Source organism: Salinispora tropica CNB-440 (assembly GCF_000016425.1).
Lineage (GTDB): Bacteria > Actinomycetota > Actinomycetes > Mycobacteriales > Micromonosporaceae > Micromonospora > Micromonospora tropica.
In genome coordinates this window covers 3,736,817-3,755,268 of the sequence record NC_009380.1, presented here as the reverse complement: position 1 = coordinate 3,755,268, position 18,452 = coordinate 3,736,817, and the positions used below count along the sequence as shown (strand labels likewise).

The 18,452-nt window shown below is 67.8% G+C and carries 14 protein-coding genes; 9 read left to right on the top strand and 5 right to left on the bottom strand.

Annotated elements, in window-relative coordinates; genetic code table 11:
• The first annotated feature begins 107 nt into the window (after positions 1-107).
• The gene (locus tag STROP_RS16390; protein ID WP_043535431.1) at positions 108-965 is read left to right on the top strand and encodes an alpha/beta hydrolase; all 858 of its coding nucleotides are present in this window, start codon (positions 108-110) and stop codon (positions 963-965) included.
• Here STROP_RS16390 and STROP_RS16385 read toward each other — a convergent pair.
• From STROP_RS16385 to STROP_RS16375, 3 genes are all read right to left on the bottom strand, one after another.
• Positions 940-2,358, bottom strand: a complete 1,419-nt coding sequence (locus STROP_RS16385; RefSeq protein ID WP_012014482.1) for an alpha,alpha-trehalose-phosphate synthase (UDP-forming) — start codon at positions 2,356-2,358, stop codon at positions 940-942. The two genes, STROP_RS16390 and STROP_RS16385, sit on opposite strands and share 26 nt — an antisense overlap.
• A 263-nt stretch (positions 2,359-2,621) precedes the next feature.
• On the bottom strand, positions 2,622-3,425 hold the full coding sequence (locus STROP_RS16380; RefSeq protein ID WP_012014481.1) for a hypothetical protein: 804 nt from the start codon (positions 3,423-3,425) through the stop codon (positions 2,622-2,624).
• A 191-nt stretch (positions 3,426-3,616) separates the two neighbouring features.
• Entirely contained in the window at positions 3,617-4,309 is a 693-nt protein-coding gene (locus tag STROP_RS16375) for a Crp/Fnr family transcriptional regulator (RefSeq protein WP_012014480.1), read from the bottom strand.
• 259 nt (positions 4,310-4,568) lie between these two features.
• Between STROP_RS16375 and STROP_RS16370 the strand changes: the two genes are divergently transcribed.
• The 3 genes from STROP_RS16370 to proC all read left to right on the top strand — a co-directional run bounded on the left by STROP_RS16370 (position 4,569) and on the right by proC (position 7,184).
• On the top strand, positions 4,569-5,075 hold the full coding sequence (locus STROP_RS16370) for a polyadenylate-specific 3'-exoribonuclease AS (protein WP_012014479.1): 507 nt from the start codon (positions 4,569-4,571) through the stop codon (positions 5,073-5,075).
• 189 nt (positions 5,076-5,264) lie between these two features.
• Positions 5,265-6,293 (top strand): 6-phosphofructokinase, encoded by a 1,029-nt coding sequence (locus tag STROP_RS16365; protein WP_012014478.1) that lies wholly within the window; start codon positions 5,265-5,267, stop codon positions 6,291-6,293.
• A gap of 72 nt (positions 6,294-6,365) precedes the next feature.
• Entirely contained in the window at positions 6,366-7,184 is an 819-nt protein-coding gene (gene proC, locus STROP_RS16360) for a pyrroline-5-carboxylate reductase (protein WP_012014477.1), read from the top strand.
• 57 nt (positions 7,185-7,241) lie between these two features.
• Here proC and STROP_RS16355 read toward each other — a convergent pair whose 3' ends face one another.
• Positions 7,242-11,525 (bottom strand): GH92 family glycosyl hydrolase, encoded by a 4,284-nt coding sequence (locus STROP_RS16355; protein WP_012014476.1) that lies wholly within the window; start codon positions 11,523-11,525, stop codon positions 7,242-7,244.
• A gap of 305 nt (positions 11,526-11,830) precedes the next feature.
• Here STROP_RS16355 and STROP_RS16350 point away from each other — a divergent pair, with 305 nt between their 5' ends.
• The 5 genes from STROP_RS16350 to STROP_RS16330 all read left to right on the top strand — a co-directional run bounded on the left by STROP_RS16350 (position 11,831) and on the right by STROP_RS16330 (position 17,201).
• Positions 11,831-13,072, top strand: a complete 1,242-nt coding sequence (locus STROP_RS16350) for an ABC transporter substrate-binding protein (RefSeq protein WP_028564234.1) — start codon at positions 11,831-11,833, stop codon at positions 13,070-13,072.
• A 104-nt stretch (positions 13,073-13,176) separates the two neighbouring features.
• The gene (locus tag STROP_RS16345; protein WP_012014474.1) at positions 13,177-14,073 is read left to right on the top strand and encodes a carbohydrate ABC transporter permease; all 897 of its coding nucleotides are present in this window, start codon (positions 13,177-13,179) and stop codon (positions 14,071-14,073) included.
• On the top strand, positions 14,070-14,963 hold the full coding sequence (locus STROP_RS16340; protein ID WP_012014473.1) for a carbohydrate ABC transporter permease: 894 nt from the start codon (positions 14,070-14,072) through the stop codon (positions 14,961-14,963). Before STROP_RS16345 ends, STROP_RS16340 begins: the two co-directional genes overlap by 4 nt.
• Position 14,964: 1 nt before the next feature.
• Complete coding sequence (locus STROP_RS16335; protein ID WP_012014472.1) at positions 14,965-16,242, top strand: AGE family epimerase/isomerase; 1,278 nt, start codon at positions 14,965-14,967, stop codon at positions 16,240-16,242.
• Complete coding sequence (locus STROP_RS16330; protein ID WP_012014471.1) at positions 16,239-17,201, top strand: carbohydrate kinase family protein; 963 nt, start codon at positions 16,239-16,241, stop codon at positions 17,199-17,201. The genes STROP_RS16335 and STROP_RS16330 overlap by 4 nt, the downstream gene beginning before the upstream one ends.
• A gap of 79 nt (positions 17,202-17,280) precedes the next feature.
• On the opposite strand, the gene STROP_RS16325 is transcribed toward STROP_RS16330, so the two are convergent.
• Positions 17,281-18,297, bottom strand: coding sequence for a LacI family DNA-binding transcriptional regulator (locus STROP_RS16325; protein WP_012014470.1), 1,017 nt, complete (start codon positions 18,295-18,297; stop codon positions 17,281-17,283).
• Positions 18,298-18,452: the final 155 nt, after the last annotated feature.

The window sequence follows — 18,452 nt, the reverse complement described above, 5'->3', positions numbered from 1 at the left end:
GCGAGGAGTGAGCTTGCGAGCCCCGCAGTCGCGAGCGGAGGGTGGGGCATGGTGAGTGTGAGGAGTGAGCTTGCGAGCCCCGCAGTCGCGAGCGGAGGGTTTACCCGGTGACCCAGCAGGTGCGGATCATGCGAGGACGGGAGTGGGCCCGTCCGGTCCGTCCCGTTCGGCGCGAGGTGCTCGAGGCCACGCCCGGGCTGGATGAGGGCCGACCGCCGCTGTTGTTCGTACCGGGCTTCGGTCACGGCGCCTGGGCGTTCGCGGAGCACTGGTTGGGGCACGCCGCCGAGCGCGGCTTCTCTGGGTACGCGTTGAGTCTGCGTGGGCAGGCTGGCAGTGGACCGGCGTCGGAGGCCACGCTGCGGGCGTACGCCCACGACGTGGTGCAGGTGGCCGCGGGCCTGCCCCGCCAGGCGGTGCTGGTCGGGCACGGCGCCGGGGCGCTGGTGGTCGCGCACGCCCTGGCCCGCTACCCGGCCCGCGCCGCCGTGTTGGCGGCGCCGGTCTTCGGCGGTTGGGTAACGGCGTTGACGGCGCTGCGCCGTAATCCCCTGGGGACGCTGCCCGCGCTCTTCGGTGGCCGGCTGCGGTGCAGCCGCGTCCAGTTGTTCGGTCGGGAACTGCCCCGTGATGAGGCACGGCGGCACCTGTCCCGACTGGGCCGCCCCGCCCGGCGTGCGCAGTGGCAGCTATTGCTCGGGCGGGAGCCCGAGCCGGCTGTGGGCGACCCGCCGGTGCTGGTGCTCGGCAGCCCGGAGGACCGGGTCGTGCCGCGCTCGGCACTCACCCGGGCGGCCCGCCGGTACGCCTCGGCCCCGCTGCTCTTCCCTGGCATGGGCCACGATGTGATGCTGGACGCCGGGTGGCGGGAACCGATCGACGCGATCCTTGACTGGCTGGAGAAGGAGCGGTCCGGCAGCTTGAGCCCGGGTGGGTCGGTCAGGGGGTCGTACCGAGTCGGCTGAGCAGGGTGCTGTCCTGGTCGAGAGCGGACAGGTAGGAGCGAGCCCAGGCGTGGATGTCGTGTTGGCGCAGGTGTGTCCGCATGGCCTGCATCCGCTCGCGGACCTGCTCCGGCCGAGCCCGCAGCGCCGCAAGCAGGCCCTGCTTGAGGCCTTCCAGGTCGTGTGGGTTCACCAGGTATGCCTGGGGTAGTTCGGCGGCGGCACCGGCGAACTCACTGAGCAGTAGCGCACCGGTGTCGTCCACCCGGGCGGCTACGTACTCTTTGGCGACCAGGTTCATGCCGTCCCGGAGCGGGGTTACCGCCATCACATCCGCGATCCGGTAGAGCGCGGCCAACTCGGCGCGGTCGAAGGGCTGGGTCAGGTAGTGGATGGCCGGCTCGCCGACGCGGCCGAACTCGCCGTTGATCCGGCCGACCTCGCGCTCCACCCGCTCGCGGAGGATCTGGTACTGCCCCACCCGCTCGCGGCTGGGCACCGCCACCTGGACCAGGACGGTGTCCCGTACCTTGACGTGTCCGTCGGCGATCAGCTCGCTGTACGCCTTCAGCCGCTGCTCGATGCCCTTGGTGTAGTCCATTCGGTCGACGCTGAGGATCACGTGTTCCGGGCTGCCCAGGTCACGGCGGAGCCGGCTGGCCCGGTCGGCGACGTCGGGCCGTTCGACCAGGGCGGTCATCTCGGTGGTGTCGATGGAGACCGGGAACGAACCGACGCGCACGATCCGGCCGTCAACGGCGATTCGGTGGTCGGTGGCGGGCAGCCCGAGCACCCGGTCGGCGAGCTGGGCGAAGTTGTGCGCTGCCTGGGCCCGCTGGAAGCCGACAAGGTCGGCGCCGAGCATGCCGCGCAGCAGCTCGGCTCGCCGGGGGAGCTGCATGAACAGCTCGGGCGGTGGGAACGCCACGTGGAGGAAGAAGCCGATTCGCAGGTCCGGGCGGAGCGCCCGAAGCAGGCCGGGTACGAGTTGTAGATGGTAGTCCTGCACCCAGACCACGGCACCGGGTTCGGCCACCTCGGCGGCGGCCGCCGCGAACCGTTGATTTACTCGCTGGTACGCCTCCCACCAGCGGCGGTGGTGTTCCGGCTGTTCGACGGCGTCGTGGTAGAGCGGCCAGAGCGTGGCGTTGGCGAAGCCCTCGTAGTGGTCGCGCAGGTCGTCGGCGGTGAGCGGCACCGTGTGCATGCGGACACCGTCAACGTCCGGCAGCGCCGGGGCGGGCCCGGTGCCACCCGCCCACCCCACCCAGGTGGCGGGTGTCTGCCGTAGCGGCGAGTGCAGGGCGCTCACCAGGCCACCGGGGCTGCGACGCCATTCGCAGGCACCGTCGGGCGTCGTACTGTCGTCGATGGGGAGGCGGTTGGCGACCACCACCAGGGAACTCTGTCGCACCTCAGGCGTTTCCGATCTGCCGGAGACCGCCGCAACAGGGGGAACAGGGCCGGTAGCCGGCGGAGGGGGAATGACGGACAGCAGTATTCTTACTAACCGAAAGTTACACCAATGTTACGCCTCGGCTTCTGAATGGGTGCTCGGCCGGCCCGCAACCGGTGGGGCTGGCCGAATCGGTGGGTGGCCCGCACCCGACTGGGGCGGGCCGTGGTGGGCACGCCGACGGGGTGGGTTGGCTGCTTGGTCGGGCCAGGAAGCCCAGATCAGACGACGGCGCCGTCGTCCGGGTCGTGTTCGTCCCGGTCGCCGGGGCGGAGCCGGCAGACCAGGGTGACGAAGCCGGCGAGGATGCCGGTGAAGCCGAGCAGGGTGACAATCCCCGGGTCTACCGGGAGCAGCGGCGGGAAGAGGAAGAGCAGGAAGCCGACCACGATGGCCAGGGTGCCGAGCGCGGCGTACTTGGAGATGCGGGGCAACGGTGGGGGCGGGGGTGGTGTGTACCGCTCCGCCTCATCGTCGTCGTCGGGCAGGTCCGCGCCGAAGGTGTCCAACCCCTCGAGTAGCGACGGCTCCTCCTCTCGCCCTTGGCTGACGGAGACGCCGGAGACGTCCGCCGCGTAGGGCAGTCGACGCGTGTCGGTGGTGGATGTCCGACCGGCCCGGTCGTCGTCCACGTCCTCCGCGACGGGCCACCGGTTGTCACCACCCCTGGCGGAGGTGGTGTGGAAGCCGGCGACGATCCGGGCCCATTCGGCCTCGATGTCGGGTTCGTCGTCCCGGGTCCGGTCAGTGGCGCCTTCGTCGGTGAGCTGGGTCAGGTAGTCCCGGGCGGTTCGCAGGTGGGAGCGGTCCACGTACAGCCGGTCGATCGGCCGGGGCGGGACTGTGGTCGTGCGGGTGACCGGGTTGAGGTCAGCCGAGGGCTGTAGATAGGCGGCGATGCCGCCGGCGGCGAGCACGTCGAGAAGATGCTCACCGACCCGGGGATCCACATCACCGGCGACCGCGTACTCGCTCGCGTCGATCCCGTTGTCCCGCCGTCCCCGGCGGGCTCCACCCGCTGACACCGGACAACCTCCTCATCGCGCGCATGATGCGCTGCCGAAGCCCTCTCGGCGTCTGTGCCCGCCGTGCCTTGAATCGTGACACGCCGGGGGCCGGTTGCGGGAGTGCGTTCGGTCGCGTCTTGCGATCGGAGCGGTCGCCGGACTGGCCAGCCGGGGCCGATCGCCCGTCCCGGCCCCGATCGTACGTGGCGTCAGCGCTCGCTCATGCCGGCGCGGCGGCGCAGCGACGCGACGTCGGTCACCACGATCCGGCGGCCCTCGGTGCGTAGCCAGCCCCGGCTGGCGAAGGAGCCGATCGCCTGGTTGACGCTCTGCCGGGAGCCGCCGGCCATCTCGGCGAGCTGGCTCTGGTTCAGCTCAATGGTGATCATCGGGGCCTGGCTCTCACCGGCCAGGCGGACCAGCGTCTTGGCCACCCTTCCGGGCAGATCGAGGAAGACATGGTCGGCGTTCTGCTCGGTCAGCCGGCGGATCAGGCTGCCGAGGGAGCGCATCACCGCGTCGAGGATGCGCGGGTTTGAGTGCACCAACTCCATGAAGGCACCCCGGGACAGGGCGAGGGCGGCGCAGTCCTCGATGGCCTCGGCGGACGCCGATCGGGTGGAGGCGTCCAACAATGAGACCTCGCCCAGCACCTCTGGTGGCCGGATCACCGACAGCACTGCCCGCTCGCCGGTGGGCGCCGTGCGAAAGACGGCCACCGCGCCGCGGCGTAGCACGATCAGGGACTCGCCCGGGTCATTCTCCACGAAGAGTAGCTGCCCCTTGCGGTAGGTGCGTGGCACCGCCGCCGCGATTACCCGTTGCCGGGCCTCTGGCTCGAGGCCGGCGAACATCTCGACGCCCGTGAGCGCGTCACCTGGCTCCGGTAGGCGCACCTCCACGGCCCAACCCCTCCCCGGTCAAGGACCCTTGACTCGCTCACCGGGTGGCCTGACAGGGACTGCCAGGGTGCTCCGACGCCTCCGGTAGCGGTACACATCAGATCATGACGGCCTGGTCGCTTGCTGTACACCCCTCAATTCGTTTGCGTGACCTTCGAGACCTATCCGAGACCAGCTCTGACCTGCGAGGACGCGGAGTGCTCCGGCTGGAGGCACCCACCTCGGCCCGGTCGTGGCGGCGTACGTCAGGATGGCGGTGATGGTTTATCGCTACTTCTACGACTGTGAGTTCATCGAGGACGGCCGCACTATCGACCTGGTGTCGATCGGCGTCGTCGATGAGTACGGCCGTGACTTCTACGCCGTCTCCACCGAGTTCGACGATTCCCGGGCGGTGCCCTGGGTGCGCCGTAATGTGCTGAGTCAGCTGCCGTCGCCGGCGGATCGAGCCTGGCGGTCCCGCGCGCGGATCCGCGACGAGTTGGAGGAGTTCCTGTTGGAGCCGGTCCGGGACCGTCCCGGGGAGCAGCTGGAGCTGTGGGCGTGGTATGCGGCGTACGACCACGTGTCGTTGGCGCAGCTGTGGGGGGCGATGCCGGCGCTGCCTCGGCAGATCCCCCGCTTCACCAAGGACCTGCGTCAATTCTGGGATGACCGGGGTCGTCCGCCGTTGCCGGATGCGGACGCGGCTCGGCATGATGCGCTGGTGGACGCGCGACACAACCTGGCGCGGTGGCAGGCGATGACCGGATCGGGTCGACGCTGACCAGGTATCGCCCCCCGGGGAGTTGGCTACCGCTCGGTAGCCGGGGTGCGGTGTCGGCGCATACCGGACGGGACTACAGTTCGCAATGACGGCCCGCCCCGGGCCGGCAACGGCGCCGATGGTCTGTTTTGACACATATCCTGGGGCTTAACCGGGCTTACCCAATGTTCCCAGGAGGATGAGCAGATCATGCGTATCGGCGTGCTCACCGGCGGTGGCGACTGCCCCGGTCTCAACGCGGTCATCCGGGCGGTGGTTCGGAAGGGCGTGGCCAACTACGGTCACGAGTTCGTGGGCTTCCGGGATGGCTGGAAGGGCCCGCTCGAGGGTCTTTCTCGCCCGCTGGGAATCGCGGAGGTACGGGGTATCCTGCCGCGCGGCGGCACCATCCTGGGCTCCTCCCGGACCAACCCGTTCAAGATCGAAAATGGCGTTGAGCGGATCAAGGAGAACCTCGCCACCCAGGGCGTTGACGCGCTGATCGCGATCGGTGGCGAGGACACCCTCGGCGTGGCCACGAAGCTGCACGAACTCGGCGTCAACGTCATCGGCGTACCGAAGACGATCGACAACGACCTGGGCGCCACCGACTACACCTTCGGCTTCGACACCGCGGTCAACATCGCGATGGAGGCCATCGACCGACTGCACACCACCGCCGAGAGCCACCACCGCACCCTGGTGGTCGAGGTGATGGGTCGGCACGCTGGCTGGATTGCGCTGCACGCCGGGCTCGCCGGTGGCGCCAACGTGATCCTGCTGCCAGAGCGGCAGTTCGACGTGAACCAGGTCGCCGGTTACGTCGAGAAGCGTTTCCAGCACCAGTACGCCCCGATCGTCGTGGTCGCCGAGGGCGCCCACCCGCTCGAGGGCCAGATGGTCCTGCACAACCAGGAGCTGGATGCCTTCGGCCACGTCCGCCTCGGTGGCGTCGGCCAGTGGCTTGCCGAGCAGCTCGAAGCCAAGACCGGCAAGGAAGCCCGTACCGTCGTACTCGGCCACATCCAGCGCGGGGGCACCCCGACCGCCTTCGACCGGGTGCTCGCCACCCGGCTCGGTCTCCAGGCGATCGACGCGGTGCACGAGGGCGACTGGGGCAAGATGGTGGCGATGCAGAGCACGGACATCGTTCGCGTGCCGCTGGCCGAGGCCACCCGTGAGCTGAAGACCGTGCCGCTGGAGCGGTACGCCGAGGCCGAGGTCTTCTTCGGTAGCTGATCGTTCGCCCGGTGCGCGGTGGGCCATCCCCGGCCCGCCGCGCACCGGCCTGCACGGGAAGAGGAATGGTCGATGGCGGATAGCGTGCACACGGTCGCAGTCATGGGGGCTGGCAAGATCGGCGAGCTGATGCTCTCTGGCCTGCTGCGCTCGGGCTGGCCAATCGAGCGGCTGTTGGCCACCACCCGGCGGCAGGCGCGGGCCGAGGAGCTGGACGTCCGCTACGGCGTACGGGTGGTCGACAACGGCACCGCTGTGGCCGAGGCCGAGGTGCTCGTGATCGCGGTCAAGCCACAGGACGCGGCTGCGCTGCTGGACGAGATCGGCCCGAAGATTCCGGCCGACAAGCTGGTCGTCTCGCTCTGTGCCGGCCTGCCCACCAGCTTCTTCAGCCGGCGGTTGGCCGAGGGCACCCCGGTGGTGCGGGTGATGACCAATACCCCGGCTCTGGTTGACGAGGCGATGTCGGCGATCTCCGCCGGCGAGCACGCCACCGGCGCGCACCTGGCCCTGGCCGAGGAGATGTTCACCCCGCTCGGTGGGACCCTGCGGGTCCCCGAGTCACAGCAGGACGCGGTCACGGCGTTGTCGGGTTCTGGGCCGGCGTACTTCTACCTGCTGGTTGAGGCGATGGTGGACGCGGGCATCCTGCTCGGCCTGCCCCGGCAGGTCGCCCACGAGTTGATCGTGCAGACCGCGATCGGGTCGGCGGTCATGCTGCGCGACTCGGGCGAGCACCCGGTAAAGCTGCGGGAGGCGGTGACCTCGCCCGCCGGCACCACCATCTCCGCCGTCCGCGAGCTGGAGAAGCACGGGGTGCGGGCGGCGCTCTTGGCCGCTTTGGAGGCCGCCCGGGATCGCGCCGGGGAACTGGCCGCCCAAGCCGACTGAGCGGCAACGGATACCGGTGGGGCCGGCCACTGTGCCAGCGGCCGGCCCCGGATATCGCTACAGGTCCTTACACTGTCCGGAAGTCGGTCCCTTCACCGAGTTCGGCACGCCGTTGTCGGTGGGCGCGACAGTGTTCTGGGAGCACGACAGCGGTCCGCCGACCGACCCCGCCGCGATCACCGGCGCCTGGTTTTTCGTCAGGGCCACCGGTCCGGCGACGGTGGTGCGTTCGATGCTCACCTCGCCGGTTACCCGGGACACCGCCAGCGGTCCACCGATCTGGACCTCCCGGAGCACCACCGCCTCGGCACCGTTGGTGGCGACCGGACCGGAGATGGTCGAGTCGACCGCGTAGAGCGCGGCGCCGGCCTGCACCTTAACCGGCCCCTTGACCGTCGCCCCGGACAAGCACGTGACCCCGGAGTCGACCTTCAGGGGCCCCTTGACGGTGCCGCTCACCGTCGTCGTGCACTCCGGTGACGCCGTGGCGAGCAATTCGACCTCGGCGAGGACCGGGGTAGCCGTGCCGCCCTCCGGAGCGAGCCGGTAGTGCAGGTACCGCCCGGGCCGGTCAACGGCGAAGGACCGGGTCTGCAGCCGCCAGGTGAACTCCTCGCCCGCACGACTGTCGATGGTGGTCCAGGTGTCGCCGTCGTAGGAGCCCTGCAGGCTCCAGCCGGTGGGGTCGGTGCCGTCGTCCGGCCCCGACGTGAGGGTGTAGTGCGTGACCCTTTCCGGGCTTCCCTCCACCGCCCACTGCACCGGCGCCTCCACCGGAGCCGTGGTCGTGGAGGTGTCGTCGGACAGTGCTGCCGGACCACCGGTCACCGGGGTGTCGGACAACGGCTGGGGAGCCTCGCCCGACGGGGTGAGCGACATGGGGAGTGCCTTCTCGCCAGTGCCCCAGGAGGACGGGTCAGAGCCCATGCTGAAGTCCAGCACCGCGCCGTCGGCCAGCACGTCGTGGGAGATCCAGGTCTGGTCGTGTCGCTTTCCGTTGACCTTGAGCCCCTGCACGTACACGTTGTCGGCGCTGTTCTTCGGAGCGTTGACGACGATCTTCTTGCCGTTGTCCAGGCGCACGGTGGCCTTCGTGAACAGCGGTGAACCGATCACGTAGTTCTCGCTGCCCACCTGGAGCGGGTAGAGACCCAGCGCGCTGAACAGGTACCACGCCGAGGTCTCGCCGTTGTCCTCGTCGCCGGCGTACCCCTGGCCGATTTCACTGCCGAGGTACAGACGGGACAACACCTCTCGCACGATCTTCTGTGTCTTGGCAGGCTGCCCGGCGTAGTTGTACATCCAGGGGATGTGGTGCGACACCTGGTTGCTGAAGCCCCACATGCCCATCCGGACGTCCCGCGCTTCCCGCATCTCGTGGATGATCCCGCCGTACGAGCCGGGGAAGGTTCCCGTCTCCGGCGTGGCGAAGAACTCGTCCAGCTTCTCGGCCAGCGCCTCCCGTCCTCCGTACAGGCTGGCGAGACCTTCGCCGTCGTGCGGGACGTGGAAGGCGAAGTTCCACCCGTTGGTCTCGGTGTAGTCGTGCTCGTGCCCCCACACGTGCGGCTCGTACGTCTCCGGTGTCGACTTCCACTGCCCGGACGCGTCGCGTCCCTGGAAGAAGTCGATCGCTGGGTCGAACGCGTGCACGTAGTTCAGCGCCCGGCTGCGGAAGTACTCCGCCTCCTCCCGGTAACGGGCCCGGTCGGCCTCCGGGGTATCCGGGTCGTCGGCCAGTTCGGCGGCCATGTTCGCGATGCCGAAGTCGTTGATGTAGCCTTCCAGCCCCCAGGACACCCCTTCGGAGACCGTCGTCGACGTGTACCCGCGGAAGATCGAGTCCTGTAGGCCCTTTCGGCCAACGCTGCTGTTGTTGGGGTTACCCGGCGGCACGACGGTGGCGTTGCGCACTGCCGCGTCGTACGCGGCCCGGACATCGAAGTTGCGCACTCCCTTGGTGTACACGTCGGCGAACGAGACGTCCGAGCTGGTGCCGGTCATCAGGTTCCGGTAGCCCGGGGCGGACCACCGCGACACCCAACCACCGTCCTTGTACTGCTGGACGAAGCCGTCGACGAGTTCGCCGGCCATGGTGGGGCTGAACAACGCGTACGCCGGCCAGGTGGTGCGGTAGGTGTCCCAGAAGCCGTTGTTGACGTACACCTTGCCGGCCACGACGTCCGCGCCGGTCTCGGTCGGTGTGGTCCCGGGTGGGAGCGTGCTCGAGGTGGAGGACTGCACGGCGTGTTTCCACTCCGGTGCGTCCGCGGTTCCGACGTTCTCGTGCGCGGAGTTCGGGTAGAGGAACAGTCGGTAGAGGTTGGAGTACAGGGTCACGAGTTGCTCGTCGGTGGCGCCTTCGACCTCGATGACCTTGAGCTTGTCGTCCCAGAGGTCCTGGGCGCGGGCGCGGACGGAGTCGAAGGTGTCGTTCTCGGCGATCTCCAACGCCAGGTTCTTCCGAGCCTGGTCGAGGGAGATCAGCGAGGTCGCGATCCGCAGTGTCACGACCTTTGCCGTCGACGTGTCGAAGGCCAGGTAGCCGGTCACATTGTCGCCACCGCCGCCGGTCAACCCGCCGTGGGCGACGACGGGGCGGTCCACCGTGCCGTAGACGAACATGCGGGTGGCGCCGCTGCCCAGCCTGGTGTCGGAGAAGCCGGTCACGGTGCCGTCGGAGTTGAGGGTCACACCGCCCTGGTTGTTGAGATTGTCGAAGATCAGGTTGCCGCGGTCCCCGGTGAAGGTGAATCGGAACATGGCGGCGTGGTCGGTGGGAGCGATCTCCGTCTTGAGCCCGTTGTCGAAGGTCACGCCGTAGTAGTGGGGCTTGGCCGTCTCGTTGGCATGCTGGAAGGCCAGGGCCCGAGCGGTTCTGTTGGCGTTCGGTTTGTCGGTGGCCGCCGACGGCATGACCTGGAAGGTCTGCCGGTCGCCGATCCACGGGCTGGGCTCGTGGCTGGCGGTGAACGCCTGGATCGTCGGTCGGTTGTCGGCGTTGTTGTCCCGTTGGTACTGGTAGAGCCAGCTATTGGAGCCGGCGTTGGTCATCGGCGTCCAGAAGTTGAAGCCGTGCGGCACCGCCGTCGCCGGGAAGGTGTTTCCTCGGGAGAAGTCAAAGGTGGAGTTCGTGCCCCGGGTGGTCAAGGCGTAGTCGGAGAGCCGGTCGTAGGTGGGGCGCTCGGGGCTACCGGTCACTCGGATGTCGTCCACCCAGCCCCGGAAGGTGCCGGGGCCGGTGTCGCTGTCGTACCCGATCAGAATCCGGTCGATCCGCTTCCCCGCGGCCACGTCGCCGAGGGACGATCGTTTGATGTTCCACTGGTCGGCGTAGAGCGACTTCGTGGTCCCCTGCTTCGATGGGTGGAGATCGAACCCGTATTGGTCGACCGCGTTCAGGTCGCTGAGGTAGGTGCCGTCGTCGAAGGCGAGGTCGACCGCGGCGTAGGTGCTCGGATAGTCCAGATCACCCTTGGTCAGCTCGGGGAAGATCAGGTACGACAGTTCGCTGGTCGCGGTGACATCGATGTCAACGTCGAAAATCTTGTTGTAGGCGTAGCCGCGCCCGTCAACGGTCTGTCCCCCTGAGTAGCGCAGCGCGTGTTCGCCGCTCCAGCCGGCGTTGGCCTTGGCGGTGGGGCTTCCCGCGGGCCCGTTGTCGACGACGCTGTACATCGGTGTCGGCGGCTTGGGGGTGGTGTCGCCGTTGGACAGCTGGAGATCCGCCAGTTGAACGATGTCCGTGCCGTGGTTGGCCGTGATGTCCAGGCGGTAGTGCGAGTACTCGGTGTCGTTGCTGAACCGGTACTCCTTGGTCTGGAACCGTTCGGGGAAGTCCTGCCCGGTCTGGGTGTCGAGGGTGACCCAGGTGTCGCCGTCGGTCGACCCCTGTAGCTCCCAGTCCTGCGGGTCCCGCTCCGGTACGTCGTTGGCGGAGGTGAGCGCGTAGTGCACCACGGTCGCTGGCGTTTCGAGCTGGGCCGCTATCCAACCGGTGGGCTCGAAGACCAGCCATTTGGTGGACGCGTCACCGTCGATGACCCGTCGGACAGTTTCGTTGGGCGGGTTGTCGCCGTTGGCGGTTACATCGACAATCGTGTCATTGATGTTGCCGGGGATTCCGTCGGAATCTGGTCTTCCGGTTACGCCGAACATTTTGGACTTTCCGGCCGCGTCGGTTTCCACGGTGTTGGTCCAGGTCGGCTGCGAATCGTCGGAATCGAACGAGGAGAAGAAGTCGGTGTCGGGCGACGGTGCCGCCGCCGCCGGCAGTTGGGTGCCCGGTATCGCCAGGCCAGCGGCGAGCGCGATGGCGATCGCCCTCCGGTGTCTGCCCACGTGAATCCTCCAGGGGGTCGTCCAGCGTGAGGGGGGTCACGCTCGATGGTCGGAGAAAGCGTGTCGGCCGTAGACAACGTTGTCAATAGGTGTCGAGTGCCTCGAGGGTGTCGCTAGCACGATTCATGTTCGCCGGGCCACAGTCGGCCTCCAATAGGAGTGTTAAGTGGCTTTTGGTAGGTCGGCTCGTGATGTCATCGTTACTTCTTCGTGGCTGGGCTGACGTTGACGAAAGCTGGCCGCAGCGAAAGTGTTGTGACCCTTAGACAACGATGTCATCCCTAGCGGGAGGAACCATGAGCAGGATGCGTAGGGCGGCCGTCGCCGCGGTTGGGGCGCTCGCGTTGCTGTCGCCCGCCGCTTGCGGTGGTGCCGACAGCGGGGCCGACCAGGAGGTGGAGGTCTTCACCTGGTGGGCCGACGGGGGCGAGAAGGCGGGCCTCGACGGTCTGGTCGCTGCCTTCGACGAGCAATGTGACTACTCGTTCGTGAACGGGGCGGTGGCCGGCGGCGCCGGTTCGAACGCCAAGCAGGTACTGGCCTCCCGACTCCAACAGGGCGACGCGCCGGACACCTTCCAGGCCCACGCCGGCGCCGCGCTGTCGGAATACATCGCAGCCGGCCAGATCGAGGATCTCAGCGCCCTGTACGACGAGTGGGGCCTGACCGAGGCGCTACCGCCGGGACTGATCGACAACCTCAGCGTGGACGGCAAGGTCTACTCGGTGCCGGCGAACGTCCACCGGTCGAACGTGCTCTGGACGAACACGTCGGTCCTGGCCGATGCGGGGATCACGGCCGAGCCGACGACGCTGGCCGACCTCCTCGCCGCGCTCGACACACTGAAGGCCGCGGGCATCAGTGCGCCGCTCGCGATCGGCAAGGACTGGTCCCAGCTGATGCTGCTGGAGGCGGTGCTGATCAGTGACCTCGGCCCGGAGGGCTTCACCGGCCTCTGGACCGGTGCGACCGACTGGAACAGCCCCGAGGTCACCCAGGGCCTGGAGAACTACAAGCGGCTGCTCAGCTACACCAACACGGACCGGGACACCTACGACTGGACCGACGCTGGCAAGCTCCTCATGGACGGCAAGGCCGGCTTCTTCCTGATGGGGGACTGGGCGCCGAGCGACTTCGAAGCCAAGGGCTTCACCGACTTCGGTTACATCACGTTCCCGGGTAACGGGGACACCTTCCAGTGGCTCGCCGACTCCTTCGTGTTGCCGCAGGGAGCCGATAACCCCGAGGGCACCAAGTGCTGGCTGAAGACGGTCGGCAGCGCCGAGGGACAGCAGGCGTTCAACCTCAAGAAGGGCTCCATCCCCGCCCGTACCGACGCCGTCGAGGCCGACTACCCCGCCTACCAGCAGTCGGCCATCCAGGCGTGGAAGACCGGCACGCAGGTCCCGTCCTGCGCCCACGGTGCCGCCTGCTCGCAGGGTGCCATCGAGGCCGCGAACTCCGCGATCGGCAAGTTCTCCAGCGACCAGGACCTGGCGGGACTGCAAAAGGCAATGTCCGCCGCCGCCGCGCTCGGCAAGAACTAGAACGGCTCGCAGGTTCGGTAACCGCACGGCTGGCGCTCTTGCCCGGTCGTGCGGTTGCCGGTCCCGGTTGACACTTGTCCGTCCGAACCCACCAGGAATCTGCCATGCTTACTCGCGTCCGGCGATGGGGACCCGGCCTTCTGCTGATCTCCCCTTCGTTGCTCCTGCTTGGAGTGTTCGTCTACGGCCTCATCGGTTGGACGATAAAGGTCTCGATGTCGGATCGGCACACCGCCGCCGAGTCGGACGGATTCGTCGGCCTGAGTAACTATGTCGATCTTTTCACCAACGACATCAATGGCCGATTCCTGCACTCGCTGCGGAATCTGCTGATCTTTACTGTCGTATTCCTGCTCGGCACGATGCTGCTGGGCCTGCTCTGGGCGTTCCTTCTGGAGCGCGGGGTTCGGGCAGAGGGATTGTTCCGGACCGTCTACCTGTTCCCCATGGCCCTCTCGTTCGTCGCCTCCGGTGTGGTCTGGCGATGGCTGATGAACTCCGGGCAGGGTGACGACGCCGGTGGCCTGAACGAGATTTTCGGGCAGCTGAATCTCACCTTCCTGCAAAATCCTTGGTGGACCGACCCGGAATGGGGCATGGTCGCCATGGCGGTCCCGGCGATCTGGCAGCTCTCCGGCTATGTCATGGCGCTGTTCCTGGCTGGGTTCCGCGGCATTCCGGCGGAGCTTCGCGAGGCGGCCGCGGTCGACGGGGCCAGCACCTTCCAGCTCTACCGGCGGGTCCTCTTTCCGCAGCTGACTCCGGTGGCGCTCTCCGCGTTAATCATCGTTGGACACATGTCCATGAAGATGTTCGACCTGATCATGTCTGTCTCCGGCGCCCAGTGGCTGACCGAGGTGCCGGCTGTCTATGTCTGGCAGACCCTGTTGACCAGTGACTACGCCAAGGCATCGGCGATCTCGGTGATCTTGTTGCTGTTGGTCGCGATGGTCATCGTGCCCTACCTGGTGCAGACGATGAGAACGGAGCGACGTTCGTGACCACCACGACCACTCGGCGGACGTCCCCACCGGCCGTCGCGGCGCCGCCCCGAAAGCGTCGCGGTCCCGCCGCCGGCGTAGTCGGGCGTACCCTTCGGTACGGGCTGCTGCTGCTGTTCCTGCTCATCATCCTGATGCCGGCGTACGTTCTCGTCGTGACCAGCTTCAAATCCGGCTCCGACATTGGTGTGAACGGGCAGTGGAATCTGCCCGAGCAGTGGAGCACCGAATCGTGGGCCAAGGCGTGGGCGGCCCTGGGGCCGTCTTTCGTCCGGACTTTCCAGCTCGCTATTCCGGTCGCGTTGATTTCCTCGCTGCTCGGTGCGGCGAATGGCTTCGTCCTGTCTCGGTGGCGGTTTCCCGGTGCGGACATCGTGTTCACCCTGATTCTGTTCGGGATGTTCATCCCCTACCAGGCGGTGATGATTCCGTTGCGGGATGTGGTCAGCACCCTCGGTATTGCGCCGGGTATTCCTACGCTGATCTTCGTCCACTGCGTCTACGGCATCCCGATCTGCACGCTCATCTTCCGCAACTACTACGCCACGACGGTGCCGGTGGAGATGGTCGAAGCCGCGTGGGTCGATGGTGCAGGCCTCCTCCGGACCTTCCGGTCGATCATCCTGCCGGTGTCGATTCCGGGCTTCGTGGTTGCCGTGATCTGGCAGTTCACCTCTGCGTGGAACGACTACCTGTTTGCGATCTTCCTGTCCAACACCCGTAATGGGCCGATCACGATTGCACTCAACGCACTCGCGGGAGCTCAGTCCCCCGATTATGCGGCCTCAATGGCCGGGGCGTTGATCACCTCGCTGCCCACCCTCGTTGTCTACGTATTCCTGGGTCGCTGGTTCATTGGTGGACTCATGGCGGGATCGGTGAAGAGCTGACATGACCGAAAGTCTCTCCAGCCGGCAGTCGACGCCACCCGGCCAGACCCCGGACACCGCCCATCAGCGTCTCCTCGCCAACCAGCGCGGCGCGCTGCTGCGCGCCGCCCGCACCTCGGTCCGGCCCGAGGGAGGGTTCTGGTGGTTGGGTGAACGTGGCGAACCCGACCCGCGCGAGCCACTGCACACCTGGATCGCCTGTCGGATGACCCACGTCTTCGCCCTCGCCCACCTGCAACAGGTCCCCGACACCGCCGACGCGGTTGACCATGGTGTCGCCACGCTGCGCGGCACCCTGCGGGACGCGCAGTACGGTGGCTGGTTCAGCGCCGTGGAGCTGGGTGGGAAGCCAGTCACCGACCGGAAGTCCGCGTACGAACACGCCTTTGTCCTACTGGCCGCGAGCAGCGCGACACGCGCCGGTCGGCCCGGAGCCGACCAGCTCCTCAACGAGGCGATCGAGGTGGTGGGCGACCGGTTCTGGGACGAGAACGCCGGTCGGACCCGGGAGTCCTGGAGCCGGGACTGGTCCGAACTGGAGCCTTACCGTGGTGCGAACAGCAGCATGCACATGGTCGAGGCGTTCCTGGCTGTCGGTGAGGTCACCGGGGACCGTCGCTGGGGGCAACGCGCGCTGGCGATCTGCGAGCACCTGGTGCACGATGTGGCCGCCCGACAGGACTGGCGGCTGCCCGAGCACTTCACCGCCGACTGGGAAGCGCAGCTGGACTACAACCTCGACCAGCCCGCGGACCCCTTCCGGCCGTACGGGTCGACGGTCGGCCACTGGTTGGAGTGGGCGCGGCTGCTGCTGCACCTCGAGACGGCGCTCGTAGCGCCACCCCGTTGGCTCCTCGATGACGCACGTGCGCTGTTCACCGCGGCGGTCACCCGTGGTTGGTCGGTTGACGGGGCGGATGGTTTTGTCTACACCCTCGACTGGTCGGACCAGCCGGTGGTGCGATCCCGGATGCACTGGGTACTGGCTGAGGCGATCGGGGCGGCAGCAACGCTGTGGCGGCGCACCGGCGACCGCTCCTACGAGCACTGGCACCAGGTCTTCTGGGACTACGCTGTCTGTCACCTCATCGATGGGAAGACTGGACAGTGGCACCACGAGCTGGACGAGAGGAATCAGCCGGCGAACCGGGTCTGGCACGGCCGCCCCGACGTTTACCACGCATACCAGGCCGTGCTGCTGTCCCAGTCACCGATCAAGCCGAGCCTTGCCGGTCTGTACGCTCCCGTGGGGACGGATCAGGTGGAGGTGAGCCGGTGATCGCGGTTGTTGGCGAGGCGCTGGTCGACCTGGTCGCCGAGGACACCGCCGGTGGCTACCGCGCCGTACCCGGCGGTTCTCCCGCCAACGTCGCGCTCACCCTGGCCCGGCTCCAGCACCCCGTCCGGCTGCTCGCCCGGCTCGGCAATGACGGCTTCGGCCAGCGAATCCGTGGCCACCTGCACGCCAATGGAGTCGATCTGACCTGGGCGGTTTCCGCGGTCGAGGCAACCTCGCTGGTGGTCGCCACGCTCGACGACTCCGGCCAGGCCACCTACCAGTGCTACCTGGATGGGACCGCTGACTGGCAGTGGACCACGGCCGAGCTACCGAACCTCTCGGGCACCGGGCTCACCGCCCTGCACTCCGGCTCACTGGCACTCGCCCTGGCACCGGGCGCGGCGGTCGTGGAGGACCTTTTCGTCCGGGAGCGAGACCGCGGGGAGCTCACCCTGTCGATCGACCTCAATCTGCGCCCCTCCATCGTCCCCGACCGTGTTGGGGAGCAGCGCCGGGTCGAGCGACAGGTGCGCTCTGCGCACATTGTCAAGGCGAGCGAGGAGGACCTTGACTGGCTCTACCCGGACCGTACCGTCGAACAGGTCATGGCCGAGTGGCGGGCAGTCGGGGTGGCCTGTGCGGTGGTGACGCGTGGCGCTGCCGGCAGTTGTCTGCTTGCACCCGACGGGGAGATGTACCGGCAGTCCGCCAGGCGGGGCGAGGTGGTCGATACCGTGGGTGCCGGCGATGCGTTCACCGGGGGGCTACTCGCCGCGCTCGCGGGCTTCGGCGCGCTCGGTGACCAGCCCGGCGCCCGCCTCGCGGCCGTTACCCCGAATCAGTGGCGCCAGGGGCTTCACCAGGCCAGCACCATCGCTTCGCTCACCTGCGGCCGGCGGGGGGCCGATCCACCCGTGCTCGCCGATGTTGTCGCGGCGCTCTCCCCGGGGCCAGGGTAACGATCTGGGTCCGGCCGGCGGGAACGCCGGCCGGACTATCGGGGGGTGGTCGGCGGGGTCACCGGGCGGCCCGTCGGCGTCAGCTCAGGCCCCGGTGAACCAGCTGTGTCGGCAGGACCGAGGTCGACGGCCACGACCGGTCCCCGCCGATGCGTCTGAACAGTTGCTCTGTCGCGATCCGGGCCAGTTCGCGTTGGTCGTAGGCGATAACGGTCAACGGTCGGGGCATCAGATGGGACAGTTCAAAGTCGTCGAAACCGACCAACGCCGCGTCGCTGTCCTGGCGATGAAGCTCCTGGAGCGCGCCGAGGGTGAGCCGGTTGTTGGCGCAGAAGAATGCGGTGGGCCGGTCAGCGAGACCGAACATGTCCGCGACCGCCCGGCTGGCCTGCTCGGGGCCCTCTATCCCATTTCGCACCAACGCCTCGTCGTACGGGATTCCGGAACCCGATAGCTCGGCCTGTATACCGGTCAGTCGCTCACGCATTGTGTATACGTTCAAGGAACCCAACAAAATGCCGATCCGTCGGTGCCCCGCGTCCAGTAGTGAGCGGATTCCGGTGCGACTTCCGCCCTGGTTGTCCAGAAGGACCACATCGGCGAGGAGTTGCCCGGGCGGTCGGTCGAGAAACACCGCCGGAAGACCCATTTCCACCTCCCGCCGAAGAAAGGAGTGATCCGTTCCGGCGGGAACCACGAGCAGGCCGTCCACCCGGCGCTGGACCATCTCCAGCAACAGCGTGCGTTCGCGGTCCGGATCCTCCTCCGAGGAGGCGGTGATCAGCAGTGTCTGGTGCGCCGCGGCGATCTCCGCTGCGACACCCGCGATCGTCGCGTAGAACGGGTTGGCGATTTCTTCGATGAGTAGGCCGATAGTCGCACTGACCTGCCGGGATCGGAGATTTCGGGCGATGCCGTTGCGCCGGAAGCCCAACTCGGAGATGGCAGTCATTACTCGCCCGGCAAGTTCAGGGCCGACGGCTGGTTCGTTGTTGACCACCCGGGATACGGTCTTGAGACTCACACCGGCACGCCGCGCGACATCCACCATCGTGGGCCGTCGAGGCTGGGGCGGTTTGGCCGGGTGATGCAGCATGCGGCGTCCTTGTCGGCCCGTGTCGCCGGATCGGTGGGCTAGCCCGAGAGTATTCCACTGGTCGTGCTGTCGCGCATGAGCTCAGGTAACTGTGTTTTGGCCTTCCGGAGTGTCATCGTGACCATCGTGACCATCGTGAATAACCATCCAGTTAA

What these genes read in the sequence shown, in the direction of transcription:
- STROP_RS16365 (WP_012014478.1), top strand. Translation starts at nt 5,265, where the DNA reads ATGCGTATCGGCGTGCTCACCGGCGGTGGCGACTGCCCCGGTCTCAAC.
- STROP_RS16345 (WP_012014474.1), top strand. Translation starts at nt 13,177, where the DNA reads ATGCTTACTCGCGTCCGGCGATGGGGACCCGGCCTTCTGCTGATCTCC.
- STROP_RS16350 (WP_028564234.1), top strand. Translation starts at nt 11,831, where the DNA reads ATGCGTAGGGCGGCCGTCGCCGCGGTTGGGGCGCTCGCGTTGCTGTCG.
- STROP_RS16325 (WP_012014470.1), bottom strand. Translation starts at nt 18,297, where the DNA reads ATGCTGCATCACCCGGCCAAACCGCCCCAGCCTCGACGGCCCACGATG.
- STROP_RS16370 (WP_012014479.1), top strand. Translation starts at nt 4,569, where the DNA reads ATGGTTTATCGCTACTTCTACGACTGTGAGTTCATCGAGGACGGCCGC.
- STROP_RS16335 (WP_012014472.1), top strand. Translation starts at nt 14,965, where the DNA reads ATGACCGAAAGTCTCTCCAGCCGGCAGTCGACGCCACCCGGCCAGACC.
- proC (WP_012014477.1), top strand. Translation starts at nt 6,366, where the DNA reads ATGGCGGATAGCGTGCACACGGTCGCAGTCATGGGGGCTGGCAAGATC.